The organism is Mesorhizobium sp. M3A.F.Ca.ET.175.01.1.1 (assembly GCF_004791945.1).
Lineage (GTDB): Bacteria > Pseudomonadota > Alphaproteobacteria > Rhizobiales > Rhizobiaceae > Mesorhizobium.
In genome coordinates, this window is record NZ_SRTP01000008.1 from 129,593 (window position 1) to 148,952 (window position 19,360).

21 protein-coding genes and 1 tRNA gene are annotated in these 19,360 nt (G+C 65.7%); 14 read left to right on the plus strand and 8 right to left on the minus strand.

Annotated elements, in window-relative coordinates; genetic code table 11:
- Positions 1-126 precede the first annotated feature (126 nt).
- Genes EN818_RS19255 through EN818_RS19265 form a run of 3 tightly spaced genes read left to right on the plus strand, consistent with a single transcriptional unit; the run spans position 127 to position 3,634 of the window.
- Complete coding sequence (locus tag EN818_RS19255; RefSeq protein ID WP_095804781.1) at positions 127-1,638, plus strand: ABC transporter ATP-binding protein; 1,512 nt, start codon at positions 127-129, stop codon at positions 1,636-1,638.
- Entirely contained in the window at positions 1,638-2,693 is a 1,056-nt protein-coding gene (locus EN818_RS19260; protein WP_095804782.1) for an ABC transporter permease, read from the plus strand. Before EN818_RS19255 ends, EN818_RS19260 begins: the two co-directional genes overlap by 1 nt.
- Positions 2,690-3,634 carry an ABC transporter permease gene (locus tag EN818_RS19265; RefSeq protein WP_095804783.1) on the plus strand — a complete coding sequence of 315 codons (945 nt, stop codon included), beginning with the start codon at positions 2,690-2,692 and terminating at the stop codon, positions 3,632-3,634. The genes EN818_RS19260 and EN818_RS19265 overlap by 4 nt, the downstream gene beginning before the upstream one ends.
- Positions 3,635-3,695: 61 nt before the next feature.
- Here the strand turns inward: EN818_RS19265 and EN818_RS19270 are convergent, their stop codons facing one another.
- On the minus strand, positions 3,696-4,463 hold the full coding sequence (locus EN818_RS19270; RefSeq protein WP_095804784.1) for an SDR family oxidoreductase: 768 nt from the start codon (positions 4,461-4,463) through the stop codon (positions 3,696-3,698).
- Positions 4,464-4,686: 223 nt separating this feature from the next.
- Here EN818_RS19270 and EN818_RS19275 point away from each other — a divergent pair, with 223 nt between their 5' ends.
- On the plus strand, positions 4,687-4,836 hold the full coding sequence (locus EN818_RS19275; protein WP_095804785.1) for a hypothetical protein: 150 nt from the start codon (positions 4,687-4,689) through the stop codon (positions 4,834-4,836).
- A 148-nt stretch (positions 4,837-4,984) separates the two neighbouring features.
- On the plus strand, positions 4,985-5,926 hold the full coding sequence (locus EN818_RS19280; RefSeq protein WP_135905058.1) for an LLM class flavin-dependent oxidoreductase: 942 nt from the start codon (positions 4,985-4,987) through the stop codon (positions 5,924-5,926).
- Between the two features lie 35 nt (positions 5,927-5,961).
- Here EN818_RS19280 and EN818_RS19285 read toward each other — a convergent pair whose 3' ends face one another.
- A complete protein-coding gene (locus tag EN818_RS19285; protein ID WP_135905060.1) occupies positions 5,962-6,177 on the minus strand; it encodes a hypothetical protein in 216 nt (71 codons plus the stop codon).
- Positions 6,178-6,245: 68 nt separating this feature from the next.
- Here EN818_RS19285 and EN818_RS19290 point away from each other — a divergent pair, with 68 nt between their 5' ends.
- The 6 genes from EN818_RS19290 to EN818_RS19315 all read left to right on the plus strand — a co-directional run bounded on the left by EN818_RS19290 (position 6,246) and on the right by EN818_RS19315 (position 11,470).
- Complete coding sequence (locus EN818_RS19290) at positions 6,246-7,037, plus strand: ATP-binding cassette domain-containing protein (RefSeq protein WP_129553633.1); 792 nt, start codon at positions 6,246-6,248, stop codon at positions 7,035-7,037.
- An 80-nt stretch (positions 7,038-7,117) separates the two neighbouring features.
- The gene (gene exbB / locus EN818_RS19295; RefSeq protein WP_245420291.1) at positions 7,118-8,032 is read left to right on the plus strand and encodes a tonB-system energizer ExbB; all 915 of its coding nucleotides are present in this window, start codon (positions 7,118-7,120) and stop codon (positions 8,030-8,032) included.
- 6 nt (positions 8,033-8,038) lie between these two features.
- Positions 8,039-8,527 carry a TonB system transport protein ExbD gene (exbD, locus tag EN818_RS19300; RefSeq protein WP_095804788.1) on the plus strand — a complete coding sequence of 163 codons (489 nt, stop codon included), beginning with the start codon at positions 8,039-8,041 and terminating at the stop codon, positions 8,525-8,527.
- Positions 8,524-9,444, plus strand: coding sequence for a TonB family protein (locus tag EN818_RS19305; RefSeq protein WP_095804789.1), 921 nt, complete (start codon positions 8,524-8,526; stop codon positions 9,442-9,444). The genes exbD and EN818_RS19305 overlap by 4 nt, the downstream gene beginning before the upstream one ends.
- 84 nt (positions 9,445-9,528) lie before the next feature.
- The gene (locus EN818_RS19310; protein WP_135905062.1) at positions 9,529-10,923 is read left to right on the plus strand and encodes a multicopper oxidase family protein; all 1,395 of its coding nucleotides are present in this window, start codon (positions 9,529-9,531) and stop codon (positions 10,921-10,923) included.
- Between the two features lie 211 nt (positions 10,924-11,134).
- The gene (locus tag EN818_RS19315; RefSeq protein WP_129553632.1) at positions 11,135-11,470 is read left to right on the plus strand and encodes a hypothetical protein; all 336 of its coding nucleotides are present in this window, start codon (positions 11,135-11,137) and stop codon (positions 11,468-11,470) included.
- A gap of 224 nt (positions 11,471-11,694) precedes the next feature.
- On the opposite strand, the gene EN818_RS19320 is transcribed toward EN818_RS19315, so the two are convergent.
- A tRNA-Ala gene (locus EN818_RS19320) sits at positions 11,695-11,770 on the minus strand.
- Between the two features lie 140 nt (positions 11,771-11,910).
- Here EN818_RS19320 and EN818_RS19325 point away from each other — a divergent pair.
- A complete protein-coding gene (locus EN818_RS19325; protein WP_095804965.1) occupies positions 11,911-12,201 on the plus strand; it encodes a YggT family protein in 291 nt (96 codons plus the stop codon).
- 14 nt (positions 12,202-12,215) lie between these two features.
- Positions 12,216-12,527 carry a DUF167 family protein gene (locus EN818_RS19330; protein ID WP_095804791.1) on the plus strand — a complete coding sequence of 104 codons (312 nt, stop codon included), beginning with the start codon at positions 12,216-12,218 and terminating at the stop codon, positions 12,525-12,527.
- A gap of 53 nt (positions 12,528-12,580) precedes the next feature.
- Here the strand turns inward: EN818_RS19330 and EN818_RS19335 are convergent, their stop codons facing one another.
- A complete protein-coding gene (locus tag EN818_RS19335) occupies positions 12,581-13,462 on the minus strand; it encodes a MurR/RpiR family transcriptional regulator (RefSeq protein ID WP_095804966.1) in 882 nt (293 codons plus the stop codon).
- A gap of 47 nt (positions 13,463-13,509) precedes the next feature.
- Entirely contained in the window at positions 13,510-14,280 is a 771-nt protein-coding gene (locus EN818_RS19340) for an SDR family NAD(P)-dependent oxidoreductase (protein WP_245420292.1), read from the minus strand.
- 142 nt (positions 14,281-14,422) lie between these two features.
- Between EN818_RS19340 and EN818_RS19345 the strand changes: the two genes are divergently transcribed.
- Entirely contained in the window at positions 14,423-15,895 is a 1,473-nt protein-coding gene (locus EN818_RS19345) for a M81 family metallopeptidase (protein WP_095804793.1), read from the plus strand.
- A gap of 163 nt (positions 15,896-16,058) precedes the next feature.
- Here the strand turns inward: EN818_RS19345 and EN818_RS19350 are convergent, their stop codons facing one another.
- The 3 genes from EN818_RS19350 to EN818_RS19360 form a co-directional block, all read right to left on the minus strand.
- Positions 16,059-18,113 (minus strand): M3 family metallopeptidase, encoded by a 2,055-nt coding sequence (locus EN818_RS19350; RefSeq protein WP_129553630.1) that lies wholly within the window; start codon positions 18,111-18,113, stop codon positions 16,059-16,061.
- Between the two features lie 136 nt (positions 18,114-18,249).
- Positions 18,250-18,525 carry a hypothetical protein gene (locus EN818_RS19355; RefSeq protein ID WP_348626965.1) on the minus strand — a complete coding sequence of 92 codons (276 nt, stop codon included), beginning with the start codon at positions 18,523-18,525 and terminating at the stop codon, positions 18,250-18,252.
- Between the two features lie 144 nt (positions 18,526-18,669).
- On the minus strand, positions 18,670-19,311 hold the full coding sequence (locus tag EN818_RS19360; RefSeq protein WP_095804795.1) for a carbonic anhydrase: 642 nt from the start codon (positions 19,309-19,311) through the stop codon (positions 18,670-18,672).
- Positions 19,312-19,360: the final 49 nt, after the last annotated feature.

The window sequence follows — 19,360 nt, forward strand, 5'->3', positions numbered from 1 at the left end:
GGTGTCATCATTCACCGCGAAAGTTAGCGAAGGCCGGTGTGACATTTGATCTCCCCCCTTGAGGGGGAGATGGCCGGCAGGCCAGAGGGGGGCGAAGGGCACGCCCTAACAAGTTCGGGAGCACCCTTGTCCGCCCCTTTGATCGAAATGCGCGGCATCACCAAGAGCTTCGGCGCCGTCAAGGCGAACGAGGCCGTCGATCTCAGCGTCGCGCCCGGCGAGATCCTCGGCCTGCTCGGCGAGAACGGTGCCGGCAAGACGACGCTGATGAACGTGCTGTTCGGCGCCTATGCCCCGGATGCCGGCGAGATCCTGGTCGGGGGCAGGCCGGTCGCCATTCACAATTCGGCGGATGCGCTCGCCGCCGGCATCGGCATGGTGCACCAGCATTTTCATCTGGCGCCACGCCTGACGGTGCTGGAGAATCTGCTGATCGGCATCCCCGGCAAGTCGGGCCGGATAGATCGCGCCGGCGGGCTGGCGCGGCTGAAGGAGATCGGCCATCGGCATGGGCTGAGCCTCGATCCAAACCTGCCGGTCTCGGCGCTGTCGGTCGGCGAGCAGCAGCGGTTGGAAATCATCAAGGCGCTGTTTCGCGGCGCCAGGCTCTTGATCCTCGACGAGCCGACGGCGGTGCTGGCGCCGAACGAGGTCGATGGCCTGTTCGCCGCCCTGCGCTCGATGGCGGCTCAAGGCCTCGGCATCATCTTCATCTCGCACAAGCTCAACGAGGTGCGGGCGCTGACCCATCGCTGCGTGGTGCTCCGCCACGGCAAGGTGGCCGGCCGTGTCGACCATCCGGCAAGCACCACTTCGGCCGAAATGGCGAAACTGATGTGCGGCCACGAGATCGTGCCGCCGACCAAACAGGCGGCGACGCCCGGCGCCTCGGTGTTGACGCTGGACGGCATTTCGACGTCGGCTCATCCAGGCACGCCGCTGCGTGGCGTCTCGCTCTTTGTGCGCGCGGGCGAAATCCTCGGCATCGCCGGCGTTTCCGGCAATGGCCAGCGCGCGCTCGCCGATGTGATCTCCGGCATGTTGGTGCCCAACGCCGGCACGATGGCGATCGCCGGCAAAACAGTCACCCGATACGCGCCGCGCGAGCTGCAGGCGCTGGGTCTCGGCCGCATTCCCGAGGACCGGATGACGACCGGCCTGGTGACCAACCTGCCGCTCGCCGATTCGATGGTGTTGCCGCGCGTCGCCACCGATGCCTTCAGCCGCAAAGGCCTGCTCAATCCCGCCGCGATTCGCGCCTTCGCCGAAGCGCAGATCAAGGCCTATGACATACGCTGCCCCGGGCCGATGGTGCGCGCCGGCGCGCTCTCGGGCGGCAATCTGCAGAAAGCGCTGCTGGCGCGCGAGTTGGCCTTCGATCCCAAGGTGCTGATCGTCTCGCAGCCGACGCGCGGCCTCGACATCGGCGCTGCCCGCTTCATCCACGACAGGTTTCTTGCCATGCGGGCCAAGGGCTGCGGCATTGTCGTCATCAGCGAGGATCTCGAGGAACTGCTGATGCTCTCGGATCGCGTCGCGGTCATGTATGAGGGCCGCATCGCCGGCACGTTGGCCAGCGCGGACGCCACCGTGGCAAGGCTCGGCCTGATGATGACCGGCGCGGAGGGCCACGCCTGATGTTTCGCCTCGAAGCCCGCAGCGCGACGCCCGCATGGTTCAACCTTGCATTGCCGCTACTTGCGATCGTCGCAGCCCTGGTTTTGTGCAGCGGCCTGATCGCGATCGCCGGCGCCGGTGTGATCGAGGCCTATGGCGTGATGCTGTCGGCCTCGCTCGGCGACAGCTATGCCATCACCGAGACGCTGGTGCGCGCTGCGCCGATGATCTTCACGGGACTTGCCGTGGCGATCGCCTTCCGCGCCAAATTCTGGAACATCGGCGCAGAGGGCCAGCTGCTGGCCGGCGCGGTTGCGAGCTGCGCCGTCGGCGCGATCCCGATGCCCGGTTACCTCGCCATGCTTTTGATGGTTCTGATAGGCGCGGCGGCCGGCGCCGCCGTGGCGCTGGTGCCGGCGACGCTGCGGGTCAAATTCAAGGTCGACGATGTGGTGAGCTCGCTGCTGCTCAACTCGGTGATCTACTATGCGCTGATGGCGCTGATCGAGGGGCCGTGGAAGGATAGTTTCAGCGGCTATCCCATCTCGCCGCCGATCGAGGATGCGGCCAATTTCCCGGTATTGATCGAGGGTACGCGGCTGCATCTCGGCGTGATCGCGGCGCTGATCGCCGCACCGCTTTGCTGGTTCCTGATCGCGCGCACGACGCTCGGCTTCCGGATCCGCGTCACCGGCGAGAACCCGGAAGCGGCGCGTTATGGCGGCATCAACGTGCAGCGCGTGCTGCTCTCCACCGCGCTGCTCTCCGGTGCGCTGGCCGGGCTTGCCGGCGTCGGCGAGGTCGGCGGCGTACACTTCCAGGTGATGAGCGACATCTCGCCGGGGTATGGCTACTCCGGCATCGTCGTCGCCATGCTGGCCAGGCTCAACCCGCTCGGGGTGGTGCCGGCGGCGATTTTCCTGGCTGCGGTCATGACCGGCGCCGAGGCGATGTCGCGCGCCACCGGCGTGCCGGCCTTCCTCAGCGAGGTCATCCAAGGAACGGCGCTGCTTGCCATGCTGGTGGCGCTGCTCTTCACCGCCTACCGCATCCGCCGCGTCGGAGCATCCTCATGAGCGCGGTTTTCGAGCAGATCTTTCAGGTCGGCTTCCTCGCGGCCATCATCCGCATCGCCACGCCGCTTGCCTTTGCCACGCTGGGCGAAATGTTTTCCGAGCGCGCCGGCGTGCTCAATCTCGGCATCGAAGGCATCATGCTGCTGTCGGCGATGGCCGGCTTCACCGCCGCCAGCCTCAGCGGCAGTCTGTGGCTGGGCGTGCTGGTGGCTGTCCTCGTCGGCGCGCTGATGGGCGCGCTGCATGCGCTGTTCACGGTGGCGCTGGGCCTCAGCCAACATGTCTGCGGCATCGGCGTGACGCTGTTCTGCTCCGGCCTGGCGTATTTTCTCTACCGGCTGATCTTCGGCCAGCAATCGGTGCCGCCGAGCATCAAGGGCTTCCAGACGGCGCCGATCCCGCTGCTTGCGGACGTTCCGGTCCTGGGTCCGGCGCTGTTCAATCAGTTCACGCTGGTCTACCTGGCCATCCTCGCCATCCCGCTCGCCGCCTTCGTGCTTTATCGCACCCCCTGGGGCTTGTCGGTGCGCATGGTCGGCGAGAACCCGCGTGCCGCCGATTCCGCCGGCGTCAGCGTCATCGCGACGCGTTTCCAGGCGGTGATCCTCGGCGGCGCGCTGATGGGGCTCGCCGGCGCGTTTCTGACGATGGCACAGTTCAACGCCTTCACCTTCGGCGTGGTCTCGGGCCGCGGCTGGGTGGCGATCGCGCTGGTCGTGTTCGGCCGCTGGGATCCGTGGCGCTCGGCTGGTGCGGCGCTGCTTTTCGCCTTCGTCGACGCCCTGCAGCTGCGCATGCAGGCAAGCGGGCTCGGCCATATCCCTTACGAAGCGTTCCTGATGCTGCCCTTCATCTTCACCATCGTCGCCATGGCGTTCATGTCGCGCAATGCGGTAGCGCCATCGGCGCTGCTGAAGCCGTACCGCAGGGAGGAGCGGTAGGGCAGGATTCTTTCCTCTCCCCCCTCCGGTGGGAGAGGAAGGGCGTCAAGCTTGGGACGCCTCAGATCGCCGTGAACGCGTTGTCGACAAACAGATGCGCGCCGTTGACGAAGCTGGATTCGTCGCTGGCCAGGAACAGCGCGGCCTTGGCCACCTCCTCCGGCTCGCCGATGCGCCCCTGCTGCGCGGCCATGGCGGCGTCGGAAACGTCGACGCCGAGCTTGCCGAGGTCGGCGACCTCGCGCAGACCATGCGGCGTGCGGATGAAACCGGGGCAGACGGCATTGCAGCGGATGTTGCGGTCGCGGAATTCCACCGCGATGGCGCGGGCGAACATGTGGCAGGCGCCTTTCGTCGTGTCGTAGAGCACTTCGTTCGGCGTCGCCGCCACCGCCGAGATCGACGAGGTGCAGACGATCGAGCCGCCGCCGGCGGCAGTCATGCCGGGCAGCACGGCACGCGTCATCAGGAACATCGAGCGCACATTGACGGCGTGCAGCCAGTCCCACTCCTTCAGGGTCGTCTCCAGGAAAGGCTTTATCACGATGGTGCCGGCGTGATTGAACAGCACCGTGACCGGGCCGAGCCTGTCGGCCGCCGCCTTCACCGCCGCTTCCACCTGCGCCTCGTCGGAAACATCGGCCACGAAATGCTCCGCCACATGGCCGCGCGCGCGGATCGCCGCGGCGGTCGCGGCTGCCGCCTCACCGTTGCGGTCGACGATCGCAACCTTGGCGCCTTCGGCGGCAAACAGCTCGGATGCCGCCCCGCCCATGCCCGTCGCGCCGCCCGATATGATGGCGACCTTGTCCGCCAGCCTTCCACCCATGTCGCTCTCCGTCCTGTTGTTCGCTCGGAGCGATGCTATCGCTGACAAGCGGGATGGCCAAGACCAGTCTGGCCAGTCAAAGGCCTTGTCATTTCATTCGTGAAGGGTAGGAAAATCCGCCAGTTGCCAAAAAATGAGAACAGCATTTCACAAATCTTCAGAAAATAACAATCGACAAAGTCTACTAACTTTATAGATTAATGGTCGAGACGGAGGCCCGACCATGTCCTACATCCAGAACGACCAGCGCAAGGGCCCGAGGCTGACCGCTGAGCAAAGCTGGAGGCCCGCCTATGGCGGCACTTTCGCTTATCTCGTCTTCGCGCTGGCCTTTGTTTTCACTGGCGCGGTGGTGCTCGGCATCATTCCCTGATCGTCTCGGGTCCGAGGGACCACAATAAAATCCTGGTTGCGTAATCGGAGTTGAACTGGCGTTGCGCCGGGACGCTGTCGCGCGCCTACGCACGAATTCGAGAAGAGGGCTTCAAGCGGGGCAGATCCAACGTGATGGAGGAGATGCAATGCCGATCGAGTTCACGCATGTTCCCGGAAAGTCTGCCGATGGCAGGTTCTTCTACAATTTCGCCGAGACCGCCACCAGGCTATCGCTGATCGAGGATGCCGGTTTCCGCAAGCTGGTCGTCGACGATCCGGCCGGCCTTCTCAACAATATGGATATCGCCGCCCAGACGCTCGCCCGCACCGGCTCGTTGGAGGTGGTGCTGACACATTGGGCCGGCGTGATCGAGCCGACGGTGGCGGCAAGGCAGCTCGCAGCGCTCCACGCCAGGAGCGATGGCCGGCTGTCGCTCCGCATGCTGAACGAGCCGCTCAAGGATAGCGACGCCGAGGCGCGGCCGGTCGGCCACAGCCTGGTCTGGCAGCGCACCGACGAATATCTGGTGCTGCTGAAACGCCTGTGGTCGAACGAAAGGCCGTTCGACCATGAAGGCGCTTTTTACAGCGTGCGCGGCGGCTACGTGCCGCGCAAGGGACCGCATGGCGCTGATGTCGCCATTCGTCTCGGCGGAGAGTCCGGCACAGCGCTGAAAGCCGCCGGCCGCCACGCCGACATCTTCGAGCTCGCCGCCGGATCGCCTGATGAAGTCAGGCACTTGATCCAGCGCGTGCGGAGCGCCGCCGCCGAGCACGGCCGCGCCGGCAGGCTGCGCTTCGCGCTTCCCGTACGCATCCGTCCCGAGGGCTGGGTCGGTGCCGCCGACCACCAAGCGGTCGATGTTGCGGGACCACCGGCACGGCTTGCCCTGGCACTGTTGCCCTATGCTGCACTCGGCATCGAGGAATTCATGGTCGCCGGCATTGACCGGCCGAGCGAGATCGGCCGGATCGGACGCGAGACGATCACCTTGCTCTCCAATTCGCTGGCGCGGCGCGACGCCGAGATACCGCAGCCCGGCGCCTTCGCCGGGCGCCAGCCGCCGGCCGTTCGTTCGCCCTGGTGAGGCGAAGGTGCCCGCGATTGCTCGGTTAGAGCGGTTCAGCTTTTCTCAGAATCGCTGATCCGCTCTAAAGTTGTTTGTTTTCGCGCAATTCCGGACGGAAAACCGCTACGCACTTTTCCTGGAATTGCTCTAGGCGCGCCTGCCAGCAGCGCCAGCGCGGCTGCCGTCCAGAGCTCATAGCCCAGTCGATCAGCACGCAACGGCGATTCTTGATCGACAATGTCACCTTTAGAGTTGACTATAAAGATCATGTTTTCTAGTCAGGCGGGAATTGCCCGCTTGCGGACAGCCTGAAGCAGCGGCCGCTCGGAGACGGATATTGACCGATACCGGTGCCCAGACAGCCTTCCATGTCGAGGCGGTGCGCTTTGCCGTCGGCGAACGCACGCTGCTCGGGCCGGTCACTCTCGAGCTGCAGCGCTCGCGCGTCTACGGGCTGATCGGCCACAACGGCTCAGGCAAATCGACGCTGATCAAGCTGCTGGCACGCCAGCAGCCGGCAAGCTCCGGCGACATCCGCTTCGCCGAGCGCCCCTTGGCCGGATGGGGCGCGCGCGAGCTGGCGCGGGCGCTCGCCTACCTGCCGCAGACGACGCCGGCGGCAACGGGGCTCACCGTGCGCGAGCTCGCCGCGCTCGGGCGCTACCCATGGCATGGCGCGCTCGGCCGCTTCCGGCCGCAAGACAGAAGCCATGTCGAGGAAGCACTCGCGCTCACCGACATGAGCGCATTCGCCGACCGGCTGGTCGACGAGCTTTCCGGCGGTGAGCGCCAGCGCGCCTGGCTCGCCATGCTGGTGGCGCAGAATGCCGGCGTCATGCTGCTCGACGAGCCGATCTCGGCACTCGACATCGCGCACCAGGTCGAGGTGCTGGCGCTGGTCAGGGATCTCAGCCGCAAGCGCGATCTTTGCGTCGTCGTGGTGCTGCACGACCCCAACATGGCAGCGCGCTATTGCGACGAGCTGATCGCGCTGAAGCAGGGCCGACTGCTCAGGCGCGGGACGCCGAACGAGATCATGCAGGGCGACGTGCTCAAGGACATTTTCGGTGTCGACATGGGCGTGCTCAAGCATCCCGTCACCGGCCAGCCCATCAGTTACGTGCAATGAGGAAGCGAATGCCAGGCTTGTCCCGAAACGGCTTTTCTTTGGCTGCGGCCGCATACCTCGTGTTTTCGAGCAGCTTTGCCATGGCGCAGGCGCAACCGGCGACGCCCACGCAGCCCGCCGCGCAGCAGCCGACGACAACCGCCCCTGCAATCGAACAGACTCCCGCGGCGCAGGCGCCCACGGTCCAGGTGCCGGCGACGCCCTCTGCCCCTGCCCCGGCCGAGCCACCCGCCCAGCCGGCACCGAGCGCGGTCCCCGCCGGCGAGGCGTCCTCCGCTGTCGCGCTGACGCTGCCGCATGACCTCTCGCCCTGGGGCATGTTCATGGCCGCCGACATCGTCGTGAAGGCGGTGATGGTCGGGCTTGGCTTCGCCTCGCTTGTCACCTGGACGATCTGGCTCGCCAAATCGCTGGAAATTCTCGGCGGCAAGCTGAGAGCCCGCCGCGCGGCCAGTGCGATCGGCAATGCCGCGACGCTTATGCAGGCCGGCCGCGCGCTCGGCCATAGTGCCGGCCCCGGCGCGCTGCTGGTGCGTGCGGCGGAGGAGGAGCGGGCGCTTTCGGCCGGCGCGCTCGACCATGCTCCTGGCGACGGCTTGAAGGAACGTGTTGCCTCCCGGCTCTCGCGCATCGAGGCGGCCGCGGCGCGGCGCATGTCGCGCGGCACCGGTCTGCTCGCCACCATCGGCTCGACGGCGCCCTTCGTCGGGCTGTTCGGCACGGTCTGGGGCATCATGAACGCCTTCATCGGCATCTCGCAGGCGCAGACCACCAATCTTGCGGTGGTGGCGCCCGGCATCGCCGAAGCGCTGCTCGCCACGGCGATGGGGCTGGTCGCGGCAATTCCGGCGGTCGTCATCTACAACGTCTTTGCGCGCTCGATAGCCGGCTACAGGCAGATCCTTGCCGATGCATCGGCGGGCGTCGAGCGGCTGGTCAGCCGCGACCTCGATTTCCGCACCGTGCCGCCGGCAAGCGCCTTGGCGGCGGAGTGACTCCCCATGGCTGCGCGGATTCGTGAAACAGCCGACGATCTCGAGGAAAGCCACGAGATCAATGTCACGCCGTTCATCGACGTCATCCTAGTGCTTTTGATCATCTTCATGGTCGCAGCACCCCTGGCGACGGTCGACGTCAATGTCGACCTGCCGGGCTCGACGGCATCGCCCGCGCCACGGCCCGAGACGCCGCTGTTCCTGACGTTGAAAAGCGACCTGACGCTCGCCATCGGCAATGACAGCCTGCCGCGCCCCAGCTTCGCCGCCGCGCTCGGCTCCAAGACCAAGGGCGACAAGCAGACGCGCATCTTCCTGCGCGCCGACAAGACGGTCGGCTATGGCGACCTGATGGAGGTGATGAACCTCTTGCGCGCCGCCGGCTACCTGAAGATTGCGCTGGTCGGCCTGGAGGCGGCGTCCAATGCCGAGAGCGTTAGCCCGGCAGGCAGTGTCCGGGCCACCGGCAGTGCCGCGCCGGGTACCGGCCTATGACGCCCGACATCTTGTCCGAAGTCCGCCAGCCGCGCCTGCGCCTGCGTGTCGGCGGCCTGTGGGCGGGCGCTGCCGCGATCGTCTTTGCCGGTCATGTGGCGGTCGCCTATGCGGTCCAGAACCTGAGCTTTGAAACGCCGGACGGCGGGCCGCCCCCAGCATTGGCGATCGAAATGGCGCCGCTGGTGACGGCGCCGCCCTTGCCGGAAGAAACGGCCATGCTCGACAGGGTGACGCCGGATCGGCCAGACCCGGTCGAGGAGGCGGAAACGGTCACCGACCAGTCGGCTGACGCCGCCGAGGCGGAGCATGTCGAGCAGGCCGAACCGACCGTCGCCGCGCTGAGCGACCAGCCGCCACTGGAAGAAATCGTGCCCGAGCCCATCGAAACGGTCGCGCCGGAGGCGGTCGTGCCACTGCCGAAGCCGGTCGAGACGGAGGTCAAACCAACCAAGCCGGTCGAAGCGAAGAAAAAGGCCGATAAGAAACTGCTTGAAAAGCCGAAAGAGCGGCCAAAGAAGGAAAAGGCGGCCAAACCTCCAAAGGCGATGATGACGGCGAGCATCGATGCCAGAGCAGGGGCGAAAGCCGCCGCACTGCAATCCTCCGACGCGGCGCCGCGCTCAAGCGCCAGCCCATCGCGCTGGAATGCCAGCCTGAAGGCCTGGATCAGGCGGCACACGCGCTATCCAAGCGCCGCAAAATCGAGGAAGGCGGAAGGCAGCCCGAACGTGACCTTCACGGTGGATGCATCGGGGCGGGTGGTCTCGGCCCGGCTGGCGCGATCATCGGGCGACGCGGACCTCGATCGCGCTGCGCTCGCCGCGCTGCAGGGCGCCTCGGTGCCGGCGCCGCCGGCGGAGCTCGGCGCGCCCGTCACCCGCACGGCGCCATTCGTGTTCAGCCTTCGGGACTAGGCTGGGGACGCGGATAGTGATAGGCGCCCGAGCGGGCGGCATTATCGTGAACTGCCCCGGGGGACCTGCCGGCCGGAAAGCCAGATGACCGTATTCACGCGACGCAATTTTCTCAAAGCCAGCGCTGCCGCTGGTCTCGCCGGAATCGGCGCCTCGACGATCGGCAGATTGAGCGGCCTTGCGGCGGCGCGGACCGACCCGGTGGTGCTGAAGACCGCGACCATCGAGGCGCAGTTGATGAACGGCGCGCCGACGAAGAATGTCTTGACCTATGGCGACGCCGTCATGCCGCCGGTTATCAGGATGAGAAAGGGCGAACCCTTCGCCGCGCGGCTCGTCAACGGCATCGACGACCCGACGACGATCCACTGGCACGGCATCCGCGTTCCCAACAAGATGGACGGCGTGCCGTTCATGATCCAGCCCTATGTCTATCAGGGCGACCATTTCGACTATGCCTTCACGCCGCCCGACGCCGGCACCTTCTGGTATCATCCGCACTGCAACACGCTGACCCAGATGGGCCATGGCCTGACCGGCGTGATCGTGGTCGAGAACCCGAACGATCCGGCGTTCGATGCCGAAGTGGTGATCAACCTGCGCGACTGGCGCCTCGGCGATGACGGCCAGTTCATCGAGCAGTTCCGGCCGCGCGACGCGGCCAAGACCGGCACCTATGGCACGCTGCGCACCGCCAACTGGCTCGATCAGCCGCAATATGACGCGCCCGCCGGCGGGCTGGTGCGGCTGAGGGCAGCCATCACCGACGTCACCCGCGTCTATGCGTTTCGCGTCGACGGCGCCGAGGCGGCGGTCATCGCGCTCGACGGAAATCCGGTGCCGCAGCGCTTTGCGCCCGATGCCCTGCAACTCGGACCCGGACAGCGGCTGGAGCTTGCCATCCGCATGCCCGACGACGAAGGCGCGATCGTCAGCCTGCGCGACGTCCGGGGCACCAAGCCGAAAATCCTGGCAACGCTGCGCTCGGTTGGAAAGTCGCTCAAGCGCGATGTTCGCGATCTCGGCCCATTAGAGGCCAATCCGGTCGCCGAGGTGGACCTCGCCGGCGCGCAGCATATTCCGCTGGCGCTCAGCGCCACGGCGGAAAACGTTCCGAACAATGGCATCTGCGGTTCGCTTGGCTACAGTTTCTGGGCCATCAACAAGGTGCCGTGGTCCGGCGACTCACCGGACCCGACCGCTCCGCTGGCGGAGCTCAAGCTCGGCCAGAGCTATGTCGTCGACATGGAGAACCTGACGCCGCATGCGCACCCGATCCACCTGCACGGCATGAGCTTCAAGGTGCTGTCGTCCTCGACCCGGCCGGTCCAGCCGCTGATATCGGATACCTACCTGATCGAGGCCAACGAAAAGGTCCAGCTCGGCTTCGTCGCCGACAACCCCGGCGACTGGCTGCTCCACTGCCACATCATTGAACACCAGAAGACCGGCATGACGAGTTATCTGCGGGTTGTATGAAACGCCGTCGTGCCGGCGCGGAAATCGCGAAGGATTGCTTGCGCCCCGATGAACCGCCAATCGAGCCGAAGTCGTGCTCTGGTCGTCGGTGGTGATGGCACATCATCTGACGCTCATATGTGCGGCGGGAAAGAAAAGTGAATGCGTCCGCCCCAAATCGTCCCGAATCAGGAGGTTTTTCCGGCCCAAACCGCAGACGATGGAGAGGTCGATGAAATTTTCCGTACTTGCCCTTGCGGGCGTCATGCTGGCGCCGGTGCCTGTGGTCCATGCCGCGCCGGTGATTGCTATGCCGGCCAGAGATAGCCTGGTGCAGGAGGCGCACGTGACATGCGCGTACCTGACCGAGGACGGCTACTGCGTGCGGCCGCACAAGAAGCACAAGTACTGGAAGCCCAAGCATCACGATCGGCAAATCTACCGCAGCTATGAACCGGCAGCGCCCGACGAATATTACTGGCGCTATCAGCGTCCACAGCCGGTTATCCGGGTCATTCCCGACTATCCGCGGCAGGATGAAGACGACTGGGACGATTGGGACGACTGAGGCTTTCGAAGCCGAAGGCCGTGCTGCATTCTGCCAAGGAGCCTTCACGGGCCTGGCGGCCTGTCCAGGAATGATCGACGGCGGAGGCTGGCCGACAGGTCGGCACCGCGGGGCAGCCCTGACTCGCCGCCTATCTTGCGGCCAACAAACCGTTTTGGACTGCTCACATATGGAGAGTTGGTCGGCTAGCCCGGCATTCGCCGCGGTGGCGCCGCCGATTCGGCTGGTGGAGCTGAGGGGGATCGAACCCCTGACCTCATCATTGCGAACGATGCGCTCTCCCAGCTGAGCTACAGCCCCGTTCCAGCGGATCGGCTTGTATCGGTCGCGGCGGTTTGATGTCAAGGCGAAACGGTCTGTCCCGCGGGCCGGCGCCGAGCGGCGGGCCTTGCCGGTTCCGCGCGCAATGGCTACATGTCGGCGACAATTTGGAGACCGGCATGATCGCCCTCATTCAAACCATCGTCATGGCGCTTGATATCTACTGGTGGATCATCATCGCTTCGGCGATCTTTTCCTGGCTCTACGCCTTCAACGTCGTCAACTCGCGCAATCAGTTCGTCGGCACCGTCGGCAACATGCTCTACCGGCTCACCGAACCGGCGCTGAGGCCGATCCGCCGCTACATGCCGGATCTCGGCGGTATCGACATTTCGCCGATCATCCTTCTTCTGCTCATCTTCTTCATCCGGCAGTTCCTGCTCACCACCGTGATTTCCTGGGTGGTCTGAGGCCATCCTGATCGATGAACGCTCCGTTTCGCCCGCGCGCGGACGGCATCGATCTCTACGTGCGACTGACGCCGAAGGCGGCGATTGACCGGATCGAGGGCGTCGAGACAGCGGACGACGGACGCAGCCATCTCAAGGCCCGCGTGCGCGCCGTGCCGGAGAACGGCGCTGCCAACAAGGCATTGGAACGGCTTGTCGCCAAGGCGCTGGGAGTCCCGGGCTCGTCGGTCTCGGTGGTGAGCGGTGGCACATCGCGGCTGAAGACGCTGCGGGTGCTGGGCGATCCGGCGGCGCTGGCGAAAAGGGTCGAGGGGCTTTCCGGGTGATCCATGTTGGCGGGACAGCGCCAAGGTCAACGGGAGCGGCGCGACTGCCGTCCTCAATCCCCCAGCGGCAGCCTTGGATCGTCGACCTTAAGCGTGTTCACGCTCTGCTTGATGCGACGCAGGGTCTCCAGCGCCGTTGGGCCGCGCGATTCCGCCACCACGGTGGCGATCATGTCGACGATGGCGAGCAGCGCGTAACGTGACGAGGTGGGCTTGTAGATGTTGCCGTCCTCGACAGGCAGAAAAGCGATGACCGTGTCGGCGGCCTTGGCCAAAGCCGAACCCGGCGCGGTGACCGCGACGGTGGTCGCGCCATATTGCTGCGCAACCTCGACCGCCTCGATGACCGAGCGCGCATGGCCCGAGACCGAGAAGGCGATCAGCGTCGTTTCCGGCGTCGCGGCCGCGGCATACATGCACTGCAGTTGGCCATCCACCTGAGCGAGGGCCGGGAGGCCCAGCCGGAACAGGCGGTTCTGCATCTCGGTCGCCATCATCGAGGAAATGCCGCCGGAACCGATGCAGAGCACATTGCCGGAACCGGCGATGCGCGCTGCCACAGCCGTCAGCGTCGCCATATCGAGGGCCTCGCCGGCGCGCTGGATAGCGGCGATCGCCGCTTCGGTGATGGCGAAGGCAATGCGCTGCTCGCGCGCGTCGCGGCTGAGCGGCGCCGGCGACAGATACGCGCCACCGATGGCGATCGCCTGCGCCAGGTAGAATTTGAAGTCGCGCAGGCCCTCGCAGCCGAGATTGCGGCAGAAGCGGGTGACCGTCGGCTCGCTGACGCCGACGCGCGCGGCAATTTCCGAGATCGCGGCCTTGGAGGCGAAATCGAGGTCGGAAAGCACCAGCCCGGCCAGCCGGCGGTCCGATTTGGTGCCGTCCTGCGACATCAATTGCAGGCGGGTGATGATGTCGGTCGGGGTTTTCATCCACTTGCCTTCACGGACGGCAGGACCATCGCCTTTGGGGCTCACGGTCACGCCCCCAGAATGTCTTCGATGAAAGGCAGGTATCCCGCTGTCACTCCGGCGTCCACCGGCAGCACCGCGCCGGTTATGCCGGAAGCGCGGTCGGAGGCAAGAAAGGCCACCGCTTCCGCCACTTCGGACGGGTTGACGATGCGGCCGAGCGGATAGAGCCGCTTCAGCCGGGCCAGGATTTCGGGATTGTTGGCCAGCCGATGATCCCAGGCGGCGGTGCGGATCGAGCCCGGGCAGACGACGTTGGCGCGCACACCGCTGCGGCCGAGCTCGACGGCGATCGCCTTGGCATAGGCGTTGATGCCGGCCTTGGCGGCGGCATAGGCCGGATTGCCAAAATGCGCGATGGCGTTGACGGAGGAGACGAAGACCGCGCTGCCCGCGCCGCGCCCGGCCATCGCCTTGACGATCGGGTCGGCGAAGGTCATCACGCCGGTCAGGTTGAGATCGAGCTCCTGCTCTATTCTGTCCGCCGTCAGCGCATCGATGGTCTCGGCGCGCGTCCAGCCGGCATTGCTGATGAGGATGTCCGGCACGCCGTCCCTGTCGAGCAGGGCGCGGATCGCCGCCTCGATCGAAGCCCGGTCGAGCAGATCGAAGACGTGGCGCGAGGCGATATGCGGGCTGGCCAGCGCATCGGCCGACCGGTCGCATCCGACGATCCGCGCCCCGCGTTCGGCCAACTGCGCCACAATCGCCGAGCCGAGGCCGCCGCCCGCGCCGGTCACCACAGCGGTCTTGCCCTCGAAATCGGCCTTCAGCGCCACCCGTCTCCCTCCATCACTTCGGTCAGAGGTCACGCTACTCAACGGAATGTAATTTAGCAACATCGCTGGCCGCTTGTATGGCCGCTAAATGATCGATAATGTAGGAAAGTCACACCATATGTGCCTGCCGCCCGGAGCTTTCATGCGCATCTTCACGGCCTCGCTGGCGACGGAAACCAACACCTTCTCGCCGGTGCCGACAGACCGGGCCTCGTTCGAGATGGCCTTCTACGCCGGTCCGGGAAAGCACCCGGAGACGCCGACGCTGTGCTCCTCGCCGATCGTGGCATTGCGCCGACGCGCCGAGAGAGAGGAACTGACCGTGATCGAAGGCACCGCCACCTGGGCGGAGCCTGGCGGGCTGGTGCAGCGGCAAACGTTCGAGGCGCTGCGCGACGAGATCCTCGATCAGCTCAAAGCAGCCCTGCCGGTCGATGCCGTCATCCTCGGCCTGCATGGCGCGATGGTGGCGCAAGGCTATGACGACTGCGAAGGCGATCTGCTCGAGCGCGTGCGCGCCATCGTCGGGCCGCAGGTGGTGATCGCCTCGGAGTTCGATCCGCACAGCCATTTGACGCCGAAGCGCGTGGCGGCCTGCGATGTCATGGCCTATTTTCTCGAATTCCCGCACACCGATTTCTACGAGCGCGGCGAGCATGTCGTCGAGCTCGGCCTGGCCGCGGCGCGCGGCGAGATCAGGCCGGTCATCTCCACCTTCGACTGCCGCATGATCCAGGTGCTGCCGACCAGCCGCGAGCCGATGCGCTCCTTCGTCGACAAAATCAAAGCTTTGCACGGCAAGGACGGCGTGCTGTCGGTCTCGGTCGTCCACGGCTTCATGGCGGCCGATGTGCCGGAAATGGGCACGCGCATTCTGGTCGTCACCGACAATGACAAGGCCAAGGGCGACCAGCTCGCCGAGACGCTGGGGCGCGAGCTCTACGGCTTGCGCGAAAAGACGGCGATGACGATGCTCTCTGCTGCGGAAGGCATCGAGCGGGCGCTTGCCGCGCGTGCCGAGCGCCACGACATGCCGGTGGTGATCGCCGACATCTGGGACAATCCCGGCGGCGGCGTGCCGGGCGACGGCACCATCGTGCTGCGCGAGCTGCTGGCGCGCGGCGTCGACAATGTCGGCGTCGCGACGATCTGGGATCCGATCGCGGTGACGTTTTGTCAGGCTGCCGGCGAGGGCGCGGTCATCGACCTGCGCTTCGGCGGCAAGGCCGGGCCGCAGGCCGGCGAGCCGATCGACGCGCGCGTCACCGTGCTCAAGGCTGTCGGCGAAGGCTGGCAGAGTTTCGGGCCGAGCCGGGTCACATTGGGGCCGTCTGCTGTGGTCCGCATCGAGGGTACCGAGGTCGACATCATCCTCAACACCAACCGCACGCAGGCCTTCGAACCGGACATTTTTTCCAATCTCGGCATCGATCCGCTGTCGAAGGGCATCCTGCTGATCAAATCGACGAACCATTTCTACGCCGGCTTCGCCCCGATCGCCGCCGAGATCATCTATGTCGCCGCGCCGAGTTCCTATCCGAGCAATCCGGCGCTGACGGACTACAGGAAGCTGAAGCGGCCGATCTGGCCAAGGGTGGCGGATCCGTGGCGCTGATAATCTCCCTCCTCGAGGGGGAGATGTCGCCGAAGGCGACAGAGGGGGTCGGTACGACTGGGCTCGGTCTTCCTGCTGCAAAGACCGTCGGCGCTTCACGCGCGAGGACCCCCTCTGGCCGCTTCGCGGCCATCTCCCCTCAAGGAGGGAGATCGGCCCGGCGCTACACCAATCCTCTCTTCACCATCATCGCCTCGGGCGAAGGCATCTTGCCTCGAAACGCGGTGTAGAGCTCTTCCGGGTCCTTCGAGCCGCCGGCGGCGTAGATGTTCTTCCGCAGCCGCTCGGCGAGTTCAGGATTGAAGGGGTCGCCGGTTTCCTCGAAGGCGGCGAAGGCATCGGCGTCGAGCACCTCCGACCACATGTAGGAGTAATAGCCGGCCGAGTAGCCGTCGCCTGAAAAGATATGGCCGAAGTGCGGGGTACGATGGCGCATCGCGATCGTCTCGGGCATGTCGAGCTTGGCGAGCGTTTCGGCTTCGTAACGAAGCGGCTCGGCCGGAGCATCCGGCCGCGCATGATAGGCCATGTCGATCAGCGCGGACGCGGTGAACTCGACGGTGGCGAAGCCGGCGCCGAAGGTGCGGGCGGCCAGCATCTTGTCGAGCAGGTCCTTCGGCATCGGTTTGCCGGTCTTGACGTGCAGCGCGTGCTTTTCCAGCACCGCCGGCACCGTCAGCCAGTGCTCGTAGAGCTGCGAAGGCAATTCGACGAAGTCGCGGCTGACCGACGTGCCGGAGACCGACGGCCAGGTGACATCGGTCAGCATGCCGTGCAGCGCGTGGCCGAACTCGTGGAACAGCGTCTTCGCCTCATCGACCGAAAGCAGCGCTGCCTCGCCGGCCGGCGGCTTGGCGAAGTTCATGATGTTGTAGATCACCGGCTTGGCGCCCGGCCCGAGCTTGTAGCCGGATTTCAGCGCGCTCATCCAGGCGCCGGAACGTTTTGACGGCCGTGCGAAATAGTCGGCCAGGAACAGACCACGCTCGCTGCCGTCAGGGTTCTTCACCACGAAGACGCGCGCGTCCGGATGCCAGGCAGTGATGCCCTTCTTCTCCTCGAAGGTGACGCCGAACAACCGCGTCGCGACATCGAAGCAGGCGTCGATGATGCGCTCCAGCTGCAGATACGGCTTCAGCTCCGCTTCGTCGAAGGCGAATTTTTCGGCGCGCAGTTTTTCCTGATAGAAGCGCCAGTCCCAGGCCGCGAATTTTTCGTTGCTGCCGGCTTGCGCCGCCAGCCGCTCCAGCTCCTTCTGGTCGCTTGCTGCCTTCTCCAAGGCCTTTTCCCAGACCGGGTCGAGCAGATCGTTCACGGCCGTCGGCGTCTTCGCCATCGTGTCGTCGAGCTTGAGCGCCGCGAAGGAGGCGTAGCCAAGCAGCTTGGCCTTCTCGGCGCGCAGCTTCAGCATGTCGCGCACCACGTCGGTGTTGTCGGTGGCGCCGCCGTTCTGGCCGCGCATGATGAAGGCGCGGAACGCGGTCTCGCGCAGGTCGCGGCGCTCCGAAAAGGTCGAGAACGGCTCATAGATCGAGCGCGACAGCGTGACGGCATAGCGGCCCTTCTGGCCGCGCATCTCTGCGGCCTCGGCCATGGCGCTCTTCAGGAAATCCGGCAGGCCGGCAAGGTCCGTCTGATCGAGGAACAGCGCCCAGTCGCGTTCGTCGGCGAGCACGTTCTGCCCAAACTTCGTGCCGAGCGAGGAAAGCTCCTCGTTGATCGCCGCGAGCCGTTTCTTGCCCACCGCATCGAGCTTGGCGCCGGATCGCACGAACCCCTTCCAGGTCCTTTCCAGCACGCGCAGGGTCTCGGGATCGAGATTCAGGCTATCACGGCGCTGATAGAGATCGTCGATGCGGGCAAACAGCTTCTCGTTCATCGAGATCGCCGAGAAATGCCTGGACATCTTCGGCGAAATCTCGCGCTCCAGCGCCTGGATGTCCTCGTTGGTGTGGGCGCCGGCCCGGCACCAGAAGATCGACGAGACATGGTCCAGCGGCTCGCCGGCGAGTTCCAGCGCGGCCAGCGTGTTCTCGACTGTCGGCGCCTGTGCATTGGCGGCGATGGCATCGATCTCGGCCTGATGCGCCTCCAGCGCAGCATCGAATACGGCGGCGAAATCGCCATCGCCGATCCGGGTGAAATCCGGCAGGCCGAGCGGCCCTTGCCAGAAGGTCAGCGGATGAGCGGTGAGGTCGACGGCTTTTGCAGATGACATGGAAAAATCCGGCACAGGGGGATGGGTGGAGGCAGGCTGCTCCGATGTAGGGCGATGTCGCGCACGGCGCAACAAAGTGTTTACGCAATTCCGGACGGAAAGCCGCTGGGCACTTTTCCTGGAATTGCGATGCGACTCAATAGTCGTCGCAGTCCTGTGCGATCGCCATCTGGGTGCTGGCGGTGATGCGGCCGCCCACCACGGAGAAGGTCTCGCGCATCAGCGTGTCGTTCTCGGGAAAGTCGTAGCAGGCAATGACCGTCGTCTTGCCGTTCTCGCTCTTCTCGATGCGGTGGCGGATCGCGGCACCTGCGACCGCGCCCTGCCATTCGTCGATGGACTCGATGAAGTCCTGCTTGTCCTGGATGACGCCGATGTCGTCGAGCTTCATGCGCACGTCGTCGGCAAGCAATTGCGACAGTTCCCCGCTGTCAGCAGGGCCGAATACCAGCGGTCGATGAGGGCGCCGTCATCGGCGCTGGCGCGGACAACCATGGACAGCAGCATGGCTGTCGAAAGAAAGAACCTCCGCCAGCTCCGAAGCATCACACCTCCACTACAATTCCGGCCGCTCGAAATCGCCCGTTTCCTTGTTCATCACCCAGAGCTCGCCGGTCGAGATGTCGAACCAGGCGCCGTGCAGCGTCAGCCGCCCCTTGCCTTCGAGAATGGAGACGCAGGGAAAGGTGCGAAGATTGGCGATGGAATAGCGCACCGAAATGCGCTCCAGCGCGGTCTGGCGCTCCGTCGCCGTCATCATCGTGCTTGCGGCCACGGTCTCGGCCGCCGGCGCGATCAGGCTCATCCATTTGCCGATGAAGTCGCCCGGCGACAGCGGCGCCGAATTGGTGTCGAGCGCGGCGCGGATACCGCCGCAGCGGCCGTGCCCCATCACCACGATGCTCTTCACCTTCAGACTCTGCACGGCGAATTCGAGCGCCGCCGAGGTCGAGTGGAACTCGCCGTCCGGCTCGTAGGGCGGCACCAGATTGCCGACATTGCGCAGCACGAAGAGCTCGCCCGGCCCGGCGTCGAAGATCGCCTCCGGAGCGGAGCGGGAGTCGCAGCAGGCGACGATCATCGTTTCGGGCGCCTGGCCCTCGCGCGCCAGCGAGCGATAGCGATCGCTTTCGCTGCGATAGCGGCCGTTCATGAAGTTGCGATAGCCGGTCAGCAGATGTTCGGGGAGGTGAGGCATGGGCGGCGTCTGGACCCTTTCCGGGTTGGATGCGGCAGCTCTTTTGCAG

Coding starts and splice junctions, on each gene's coding strand:
- EN818_RS19330 (WP_095804791.1), top strand. CDS start 12,216: ATGAACGCTCCGTTTCGCCCGCGCGCGGACGGCATCGATCTCTACGTG.
- EN818_RS19270 (WP_095804784.1), bottom strand. CDS start 4,463: ATGGGTGGAAGGCTGGCGGACAAGGTCGCCATCATATCGGGCGGCGCG.
- exbD (WP_095804788.1), top strand. CDS start 8,039: ATGGCTGCGCGGATTCGTGAAACAGCCGACGATCTCGAGGAAAGCCAC.
- EN818_RS19335 (WP_095804966.1), bottom strand. CDS start 13,462: ATGAAAACCCCGACCGACATCATCACCCGCCTGCAATTGATGTCGCAG.
- EN818_RS19285 (WP_135905060.1), bottom strand. CDS start 6,177: ATGATCTTTATAGTCAACTCTAAAGGTGACATTGTCGATCAAGAATCG.
- EN818_RS19260 (WP_095804782.1), top strand. CDS start 1,638: ATGTTTCGCCTCGAAGCCCGCAGCGCGACGCCCGCATGGTTCAACCTT.
- EN818_RS19360 (WP_095804795.1), bottom strand. CDS start 19,311: ATGCCTCACCTCCCCGAACATCTGCTGACCGGCTATCGCAACTTCATG.
- EN818_RS19350 (WP_129553630.1), bottom strand. CDS start 18,113: ATGTCATCTGCAAAAGCCGTCGACCTCACCGCTCATCCGCTGACCTTC.
- EN818_RS19325 (WP_095804965.1), top strand. CDS start 11,911: ATGATCGCCCTCATTCAAACCATCGTCATGGCGCTTGATATCTACTGG.
- EN818_RS19280 (WP_135905058.1), top strand. CDS start 4,985: ATGCCGATCGAGTTCACGCATGTTCCCGGAAAGTCTGCCGATGGCAGG.
- exbB (WP_245420291.1), top strand. CDS start 7,118: ATGGCGCAGGCGCAACCGGCGACGCCCACGCAGCCCGCCGCGCAGCAG.
- EN818_RS19305 (WP_095804789.1), top strand. CDS start 8,524: ATGACGCCCGACATCTTGTCCGAAGTCCGCCAGCCGCGCCTGCGCCTG.
- EN818_RS19345 (WP_095804793.1), top strand. CDS start 14,423: ATGCGCATCTTCACGGCCTCGCTGGCGACGGAAACCAACACCTTCTCG.
- EN818_RS19310 (WP_135905062.1), top strand. CDS start 9,529: ATGACCGTATTCACGCGACGCAATTTTCTCAAAGCCAGCGCTGCCGCT.
- EN818_RS19315 (WP_129553632.1), top strand. CDS start 11,135: ATGAAATTTTCCGTACTTGCCCTTGCGGGCGTCATGCTGGCGCCGGTG.
- EN818_RS19265 (WP_095804783.1), top strand. CDS start 2,690: ATGAGCGCGGTTTTCGAGCAGATCTTTCAGGTCGGCTTCCTCGCGGCC.
- EN818_RS19275 (WP_095804785.1), top strand. CDS start 4,687: ATGTCCTACATCCAGAACGACCAGCGCAAGGGCCCGAGGCTGACCGCT.